9 protein-coding genes are annotated in these 8,137 nt (G+C 67.8%); 1 reads left to right on the top strand and 8 read right to left on the bottom strand.

Annotated features, from left to right (window positions below):
- Window positions 1-431: 431 nt before the first annotated feature.
- A complete protein-coding gene (locus DBR34_RS20835; protein ID WP_128098190.1) occupies window positions 432-1,946 on the top strand; it encodes an acetyl-CoA hydrolase/transferase family protein in 1,515 nt (504 codons plus the stop codon).
- 51 nt (window positions 1,947-1,997) lie between these two features.
- Here the strand turns inward: DBR34_RS20835 and DBR34_RS20840 are convergent, their stop codons facing one another.
- The 8 genes from DBR34_RS20840 to DBR34_RS24460 all read right to left on the bottom strand — a co-directional run.
- Window positions 1,998-3,365: a VOC family protein gene (locus DBR34_RS20840; protein WP_128098191.1), complete on the bottom strand. Its 1,368-nt coding sequence runs from the start codon at window positions 3,363-3,365 to the stop codon at window positions 1,998-2,000.
- Window positions 3,366-3,597: 232 nt separating this feature from the next.
- Window positions 3,598-4,146 (bottom strand): hypothetical protein, encoded by a 549-nt coding sequence (locus DBR34_RS20845; RefSeq protein WP_128098192.1) that lies wholly within the window; start codon window positions 4,144-4,146, stop codon window positions 3,598-3,600.
- Window positions 4,147-4,177: 31 nt separating this feature from the next.
- A complete protein-coding gene (locus DBR34_RS20850; RefSeq protein ID WP_128098193.1) occupies window positions 4,178-4,927 on the bottom strand; it encodes an HAD family hydrolase in 750 nt (249 codons plus the stop codon).
- 48 nt (window positions 4,928-4,975) lie between these two features.
- Window positions 4,976-5,389: a hypothetical protein gene (locus DBR34_RS20855; RefSeq protein WP_128098194.1), complete on the bottom strand. Its 414-nt coding sequence runs from the start codon at window positions 5,387-5,389 to the stop codon at window positions 4,976-4,978.
- Between the two features lie 112 nt (window positions 5,390-5,501).
- Window positions 5,502-5,918, bottom strand: coding sequence for an EF-hand domain-containing protein (locus DBR34_RS20860; RefSeq protein WP_128098195.1), 417 nt, complete (start codon window positions 5,916-5,918; stop codon window positions 5,502-5,504).
- A gap of 221 nt (window positions 5,919-6,139) precedes the next feature.
- Window positions 6,140-6,517, bottom strand: a complete 378-nt coding sequence (locus DBR34_RS20865; RefSeq protein ID WP_128098196.1) for a hypothetical protein — start codon at window positions 6,515-6,517, stop codon at window positions 6,140-6,142.
- Window positions 6,518-6,575: 58 nt separating this feature from the next.
- Window positions 6,576-7,250: a M15 family metallopeptidase gene (locus DBR34_RS20870; protein ID WP_258224224.1), complete on the bottom strand. Its 675-nt coding sequence runs from the start codon at window positions 7,248-7,250 to the stop codon at window positions 6,576-6,578.
- Window positions 7,251-7,260: 10 nt separating this feature from the next.
- Window positions 7,261-8,137 (bottom strand): serine hydrolase (locus DBR34_RS24460; RefSeq protein WP_258224225.1); only part of this gene is annotated, 877 nt, incomplete at its 5' end.

Here is an 8,137-nt window from a genome sequence, read left to right on the forward strand (position 1 = left end):
TGGCGATAGCGACCGTCCGTCTTTCTTCGGCCGAGGTCATGCGTTCGCCGCGGTGATGGGCTGGGTCGGCGGTCGATGGGGATCCGACCCTACTGGCTGGGCCTGGCGCAGCGCCCAGCTCTGCCTGGCCTGGATCGGCCGTGCATGGACAGTGGTATACGGGGCCGTTCCCAAATTTCAGACAATAAAAAGCCCGCTTGCAGCGAACTGCCAGCGGGCTCTGCTCCCTCCCCCACGTCGGGATGCAGGTCGATCTTCTAGGGTCCTCGGAAAAGTTGCACGCTGCACTGCAAAACAATACTTGCGGGTACAGAAGTGATCGCGAAACTGAACAGGGGTGCCGATAGCGCGAAGCGCCATCCCACCTTGGTCGCACACCCCGCACGGCGTGGATCGCCGATAATGCAGATCCCCCCAGAAACGTTGTCGTCATGTCTGTCGATCGCATTGCCAACGCGCGTCTGCGTGACCGCGTTGTATCCGCTGAAGCTGCCGCCGCCCTGATCCAGCCGGGTGAAACCGTCGCCATGAGCGGCTTTACCGGTTCAGGTTATCCCAAGGCGGTGCCGGTGGCGCTGGCCCAGCGCATCGAGGCGGTGCATGCCCAGGGGTTGCCGTTCCAGATCAGTCTGATGACCGGCGCGTCCACCGCCCCGGAGCTGGACGGCGCCCTGGCCAAGGCCGACGGCATCGCCATGCGCATGCCGTTCCAGAGCGACCCGGATGCACGCAACCGCATCAACGAGGGCAAGCTGGATTACATCGACATCCACCTCAGCCACGTGGCCCAGCACGTGTGGTTCGGGTTCTATGGCGACATCGACACCGCGGTGGTGGAAGTGTCGGCCATTCGTGAGGACGGCTCGCTGGTGCCGTCCACCTCGGTGGGCAACAACAAGACCTGGCTGGACCTGGCCAAGAAGGTGATCATCGAGGTCAACGAGTGGCAGCCGGCCGGCGTGGACGGCATGCACGACATCTACTACGGCACGGCGCTGCCGCCGCACCGCAAGCCGATTCCGCTGGTGCACGCCAACGACCGCATCGGCGAAACCTCGCTGCGCTGCGACCCGGACAAGATCGTGGCGGTGGTGCGCACCAACGGCCCGGACCGCAACAGTCCGTTCAGCCCGATCGACACCACCAGCGAGCAGATCGCCGAACACCTGATCGATTTCCTGAAGCACGAAGTGGCCAAGGGCCGGCTGCCGGCCAACCTGCTGCCGCTGCAGAGCGGCGTGGGCAACATTCCCAACGCGGTGCTGGCCGGGCTGGCCAAGAGCGGCTTCCGCGACCTGGCCGCGTTCACCGAGGTGATCCAGGACGGCATGCTCGACCTGCTGCGCGACGGGGTGCTGAGCTATGCCTCGTGCACCGGGTTTGCACTGAGCCCGCAGGCCAATGAAACGTTCAAGGCGAACATCGATTTCTACCGCGAGCGCATCATCATGCGCACGCAGGAAATCTCGAACCATCCCGAACTGGTGCGCCGCTTGGGCTGCATTGGCATGAACGGGATGATCGAGGTGGACCTGTACGGCAACGTCAATTCCACCCATGTGATGGGCACGCGGATCATGAACGGCATTGGCGGCTCGGGCGACTTCGCGCGCAACGGGTTCCTGTCGGCGTTCCTGAGCCCGTCCACCGCCAAGAACGGCAGCATCTCGGCGATCGTGCCGATGGTGAGCCACGTGGACCACACCGAGCACGACGTGTCGGTGATCGTGACCGAGCAGGGCCTGGCCGACCTGCGTGGGCTGACCCCGCGCAAGCGCGCGCGGGTGGTGATCGACAACTGCGCGCACCCGGATTTCCGCGACCCGCTCAACGATTACTTCGAGCGCGCCAGCCGCGACAGTTACGGCAAGCACACTCCGCATCTGCTGCCCGAAGCGTTGTCGTGGCACCAGCGGTGGCTGGATACGGGCACGATGAAAGCATGATCCACCGGCGGTAGGCCACGACCGTTGGTCGTGGCACTCCGGTGTTACGCGTTACGCGTTACGCAGCGTCGCCAGCGATTCGGCCTGCAGGCGTTCGTAGATCGCGAATTCGTCTTCGACCTGCATGCCCAGCGCCTGCTCGAATGCGTCACGGTTGGCATGGGCGGCATACGCGCGCTGCTCTTCCCCGCCCAGGTTGGACTGGAAGATGCCCGCGGCACTGACCGGCAGGAAATCCTCGTAGACGATCGGGTCGGCGCTGGCCAGGCCGGCGGCGATCAGTGCTTCGGCCGGCAGGTCGCCGATGGCGGACGGGTCGGCGCGGCCGGCGTCGGTGAGGGCATAGCGGTAGTAGCCCAGGCCCTCGCGACGCAGGGTGGCGTGGTCGTCCGGGAACCCGGTGAATGCCGCGGCCAGGCGGGTCGGGTAATCCTGCCCGGTGCTGCCGGCGCCGCCACTGTCGCGTGCCTGGGCCAGCAGCTGGTCGTACAACGCGCGGCCCTTCGGGGTGAGTGCCAGGCCACGCTGTTCGATCTCACCGAAACGCGCGGTGTGGGTGCCGGCATCAGCCGCCTCGCCCGACGGGAAGTGCACGGTTTCCTGCAGCGCCTTGAAGCTGGTCTGGCGCAGCAGGATCGGGCAGCGACGCGGCGGCGGGCCTTCGACCACGGCCTTGGCGTCGATGCCGCGCGCGAGCATGGCCGCCTGCGCAGCGTCGATGTCCAGCGTGCGCGGGGTGAGGTGGTTGATGTGCGGGCCACGGAAGCTGACCACGTCGGCAATCAGGCGGTGCGCGTCGTGCAGGGCGTGGTAGGTGGGCAGCGACACGGTGGCATCCCCGTGCCAGCGGAAGGTCTCCAGCGATTCGATGACGAAGCGGCGGGCATCGTCCTGGCTGAGGCCACCGTCGCGCTCGGCCTGGTCGATCAGGGCCAGCGCGGTGTCGGTGAAGATGCGGCGCCGGGCCAGGATGCGCGCCGATTCCTCGCGCAGCGCGGCGTCTTCGATCAGCTCCAGCCGCAGCAGCGAGGTGAACACCCGGAACGGGTTGTGCGCCAGTGCCTTGGCGGTGCGCGGACGGAACGCGGTGGAATGCACCGGCACGCCGGCCACCGACAGGTCGTAATAGCCCACCGGGTGCATGCCCATCACTGCGAACAGGCGGCCCAGCGTGGCCAGTTCCTCGGCGGTGCCCACGCGGATGGCGCCGTGGCGCTCCTGGTCCAGGCGGCTGCGTTCGTCGGTGCGGTCCAGCTGCTCGGCCAGTGCCGGGTTGGCGGTGAGCACGGCATCGTTGATCTCGGCCACCAGGTCCACCAGCGTGCCGTACAGCGGCACCTCGGTGCGGTACATGGTGGACATGGCCTGGGCGAACAGGCTGCGGATATCGTCGGGTGAAACGAAACGGTCGGCGCTCATTACGTACTCGGCAACGGATCACGGGGGAAGGTGCAGCAAGCGCGCATTGTCGCCGAGGGCGGGGGGTTACCGCGATCTGCACAGCAACAAAGGGGCGTTTGCGGGTAGAGCCACCCCATGGGTGGCTGCCCTTCGCGACCATGGCATTCCGTGCAGCCACCCATGGGGTGGCTCTACCCGGTGCGGGCATGCGCAGATCCGTGCAGCCACCGGTGCGGGCGTGCGCAGAGATCTAGCGCGTGGGCGGCGTGGGGTTGCTCGCTGCGCGCTGGCGCTGGGCGCGGTCGCCGAGCTGGCGCTGCAGGGTGGCGTCCAGCGTGATCGGGCGGTCCCAGTGGTCGTGGCTGGCCACGATGGCGTGGCGCAGCGCGCGCCAGTGCAGGTTGGTCGGCGTGACCGGCAGCGCGGCCACCACGTCCTCCCAGCGCTTGGGCTGGCCCTCTTCCGATACCGCGCGGCTCCAGGCCTGCACGCTGTCGCGGCAGGAGCGCTCGATGGCATGGGCCCAGAAACAGGCGAAGTAGATGTCACCCGCCTGCCAGCCGTGGGTGTACATCAGCGCGGCGATGTAGCCGCGCGACACGCCGGCATAGCGCGCCACCTCGTCCAGGAAACTGTCCGGGTAGCGTTCGGCATAGTGGTTGATGTCCTGCAGCTGGCCGTCCACCCAGGCGTCGCCGGTATCGACGACATACGTCTCGGACTTTTCAGCAGTCTGCTGCGCCGATGCCGCCCACGGCAGCATCAGCACCAGCAGCACCAGCCACGTGCGCAAGTTCATGGGACACCACCGCCGCCGCGCTGCATGCCGGTCAGGCCTGCGCGGCCTTGGCTTCGATGGCGCGCAGGGCCTGCGGCCAGTCGAAGGCGGTCGGGGCGTCGACCATGCGCGGTTCGTCGTCGGCCACGCCGTGCTGGGTTTCATGCGCCCAGGTCACCGCGTACGGGGTGTGGATGCCCCAGCCGCCCAGGGTGATCACCGGTTCGATGTCCGAGCGCAACGAGTTGCCGACCATGCAGAAGCGCTCGATCGGCAGATCGAATTCTTCCAGCACGCGCGCGTAGGTTTCCGGGTCTTTCTCGGACACGATCTCGATGCGCGGGAACAGGTCGCGCAGGTTGGCCAGCTTGATCTTGGCCTCCTGGTGGAACAGGTCGCCCTTGGTGATCAGCACCACCGGATAGTCCCGCGCGATCTCGGTCACCGACTCACGCACGCCGTCGATCAGCTCGACCGGGTGGCGCAGGGTGTCATGGCCGATGTCCAGGATCTGCTGCAGGTCACGCGCGGTGATCATCTGCTGGGTGATCTCGATGGCCGCCTCGACCATCGACAGGGTCATGCCCTTCACCCCGTAGCCGAACACGCCGAGATTGCGCTGCTGGACTTCGAGCAGGTGGCGTGCGGTCTGGGTGTCGTGCACGTCGATGTAGCGCGACAGGATGTCGAGGTAATCCTGCTCGGCCTTGCGGTAATAGTCTTCGCTCTTCCACAGCGTGTCGTCACCGTCAAAACCGACCAGGCCGATGGCGCCGGTGGGCGCGGGCGAGGAGGTCATCATCGGGCAAGGATAACAACAGCGCCGCGCCAGCCCAATGACATCATCGGCTCACTGGCCGAACGGCCGCGGCCCGTCCCAGCCCAGTACGCCGCGCTGCGGCAGCTCGATGCGGGTAAGCAGCCACTGGCCCGGGCCCTGCCAGCTGAATTGGCGGTAGCTGCTGGCCAGCTGCCCGGTCTCCTGCCACCACGCCATGAGCGCGGCCGGGCCTTCGGGATCATGCGGCTGGTACTGGAACGGCAGGCCGCGGGTGTTGAGCTCGCCCAGCACCTGCTGAAGGGCTGTGTTGGCCCAGCGCGGGCCGTGGTCGTCGAAGGCGATGGATTCCGCGCAGCCGCCGGGCGAAGCACCGGTGACCACCACCACCTCGCCGGGCGCCAGGTGCGACACCCGTTGCGGCGGCGGTTCGCCCGGAACGGGGAGGTACACGTCGAAGGGAGGCCGGCGGCCGGGATGATCCATGGTGTCCATCTTAAAAGAAGGGCGGCCGAAGCCGCCCAACCCCTACCTGCCGTTCACCGGTGTCCAGCGGTGTTCAGCCCTTGCGCTCAATGCACTGGATGCTGCACGTGGATCAGTTGCCCGGCTGTGCGCCGCTGCCACTGGCCGCCTTGCCCTGCTGGGCCGCCACGTACGCCTTGTACTCGTCCGGCGAAAGCTCGCCGTCCTTGTTGCTGTCGGCCTGGTCGAACACCTGGGCAAGACCCGCATTGACCTGTGCTTCGGGCTTGCTGATGGTGCCGTTGCCGTCGGTATCCACACTGGCCCAGGTCTGGCCACCACCACTGGCCTGCTGCGAGGCCTGCGCGGCGGCACCGGCGGCCGAATCTGCCGCCTGGCCGGCCTGCGCCGCTGCCTGCTGGGCCTGCGCGGCCTGGTTCTGTGCCTGCGCGGCGCTCTGTTGCGCGGACTGGGCCATCGCCGGAATGGCCAGCACACTGCCTGCGGCGACGATCAGGGCGATCAGGGGCTTGCGGTTGCGAATAGTCATTGGGTGGTCTCCTGCTATTGGGGTGTTGCACGGTTCGTTGTTTCCGCACGGCCCTACACTGCCACCCCGTTTGTGAATCAACTTTGCGCCGCAATCGGCGTGCGCACGCGGTGTTAACCACCTGCCCACGCGCGTCGTTTACCGCACAGGTTATGTGCAGGTGAGCAGGTAGTAAGAAGAGCATTCAACCGGCGCGGATTTAACCGGATGCAAACGGAATATCAGCCTTGGCTGGCGTTTTTTTCGCCTGAGCGCGAACTGAATATCATCCAGCCCAATGCAACACCGCCGAGTGCACCGGCCACTTCCAGTACCACCCGCGAGCCCAGTTCGTTGGGATCGTGGATGCCGGCCAGGAACAACCGCGCATACAGCGGCGACTCCAGGCGCATCATGCCCATGTAAAACAGCTTCCACGCATCGATGCCGGCCGATACCACCACCGCCATCACGCAGGCCCAGCCGATGGCGTGCCCGGCGGTCCAGCCCAGCGCGCGGCACAGCCGATGCCACAGCGCATATACCAGCAGGCCGACCAGCAGCGCGATCAGGCCGGCTTCCAGGGTTCCGAGCAATCCAAAGTGCAGCGGCAGGTTCATCGTGGTCCGGGCGGCGTGTCAGGCCACAGTGTAGCGGCGCAGCCCGCGACCACGCTGCTCAGCGCACCGGCACGTCGTAGGCGGTGTGCGGGTCCGGCTCGGGGCGGAGGGTGTAGTGCCACCACTCCAGCGGGTAGTTGGCAAAGCCGTGCCGGGCCATCGCCTGTACCAGCCGCTGGCGGTTGGCACGCTGGGGCGCGCTGATGTCCGCGGCATCGGTATGCGCACGCGGGCCGAAGAAGTCGAAGTCGGTGCCCATGTCCAGCGCGGTGCAGGGGCCTGCGCGGCAATCGAGCAGGGTCAGGTCGACGGTGGCGGCGCGGCTGTGGCCGGAGGTCTCGGCGATGTAGCCGCCCAGCAGCGCCGGCTTGTCCAGGTCGGGGTACTGCAGCGCCTTGCGCGACTGTTCGGCCGGGTCGTGGGCCCAGGCCACGAATGCCGTGACCGACTGCGCGGGCCGGTAGCAGTCGAACACCCGCAGCCGGTAGCCGTCGGCCCGCAGGTCCGCTTCCACCGCGGCCAACGCGGTGGCCGCTGGGGCCAGCAGCAGGCACTTGGGCGCGTCGTAGCCAGGCACGGGGCGGGCGGTGAAGTTGTTGCTGCCGGCGTAGCGGATATCCAGTGCGATGTCGGGCACCTGGCGGGCAAGGTCGACCAGCCCGGCCTGCTCGACCGTGCGGGCCGGCGACACCTGTACCGGCTGCGCCTGGGCACCGCCGATAGCGGCCACCATCAGCAAGGCGCTACGGGCAATCGCCGATGCGGGTGAACTGCAGGTCCTGGTAGTCATAGCTGAAGTCGATATCCGGGTCGATGGCGCGCAAGGCAAGCGTGGGCGGCGTGCCCGGCTGCGGCTGCAGCCAGGGCTCGGCATCGGCCCCGAGCGTATCCCACTGCACCAGCCAACGCCCGCCCACCTGCATCACCGTGCCCTGCAACCGGGGCGACTTCTCCACCTGGAAACGCAGCTGGCCATCGCGCGGGCACACACTCGCCGGCCCCAGCCACGGGTCCCGGTAGCGGCCCTGCCAGGCGGCCGTGGCCTGCAGGCTGACCGGCGTGCGCGCACGCGTGTCCGGGCGCACGTGGCCGCTGTGCCGGCGTTGCTGCTGTTCGTCGCGCAGCAGGCGCGCGTAGTCCAGCACGCCGCGGGTGTCATCGGGCGCGGTGTAGTGCCGCAGCGCAGCCTGCATCAGTGCGGTGCGGGCGTCTTCGGCCTCGCCGTTGATCAACACCACCACGCCCACGTGCCGGTCTGGCAGCAGCGCCAGCGAGGAGTACATGCCCGACAGCGTGCCGGTATGGGCCACCTTCCACTGGCCATCCAGATCCGACAGGCGCCAGCCGTAGCCGTACGCGGAAAAATGCGCGTTGTCCCACTGCCGCTGGCGCGTACCGATCGGCATCGGCATGTGCGCGGTCCACAGCGCGCGGCGCTGCGCGTCGCTGAGCCAGCCCGGCACCTGCGCCGGGTCCAGCAGCACCTGCATCCAGCGGGTCATGTCCTTGAGGCTGCAGCGGATGCCGCCGGCGGCCATGGACGACAGGTCCGGGCTGGTCTCGGCATCGGGCTGGGTGACCACGTTGCGGCCGTCGCGGCGTGCGTGCGGCTGGGCCACG

The sequence above is a fragment of the Stenotrophomonas sp. HMWF003 genome (assembly GCF_003061285.1).
Taxonomy (GTDB): Bacteria; Pseudomonadota; Gammaproteobacteria; order Xanthomonadales; family Xanthomonadaceae; genus Stenotrophomonas; species Stenotrophomonas maltophilia_AP.

Coding starts and splice junctions, on each gene's coding strand:
- DBR34_RS20870 (WP_258224224.1), bottom strand. CDS start 7,250: ATGGTGGCCGCTATCGGCGGTGCCCAGGCGCAGCCGGTACAGGTGTCG.
- DBR34_RS20865 (WP_128098196.1), bottom strand. CDS start 6,517: ATGAACCTGCCGCTGCACTTTGGATTGCTCGGAACCCTGGAAGCCGGC.
- DBR34_RS20835 (WP_128098190.1), top strand. CDS start 432: ATGTCTGTCGATCGCATTGCCAACGCGCGTCTGCGTGACCGCGTTGTA.
- DBR34_RS20845 (WP_128098192.1), bottom strand. CDS start 4,146: ATGAACTTGCGCACGTGGCTGGTGCTGCTGGTGCTGATGCTGCCGTGG.
- DBR34_RS20840 (WP_128098191.1), bottom strand. CDS start 3,365: ATGAGCGCCGACCGTTTCGTTTCACCCGACGATATCCGCAGCCTGTTC.
- DBR34_RS20850 (WP_128098193.1), bottom strand. CDS start 4,927: ATGATGACCTCCTCGCCCGCGCCCACCGGCGCCATCGGCCTGGTCGGT.
- DBR34_RS20855 (WP_128098194.1), bottom strand. CDS start 5,389: ATGGATCATCCCGGCCGCCGGCCTCCCTTCGACGTGTACCTCCCCGTT.
- DBR34_RS20860 (WP_128098195.1), bottom strand. CDS start 5,918: ATGACTATTCGCAACCGCAAGCCCCTGATCGCCCTGATCGTCGCCGCA.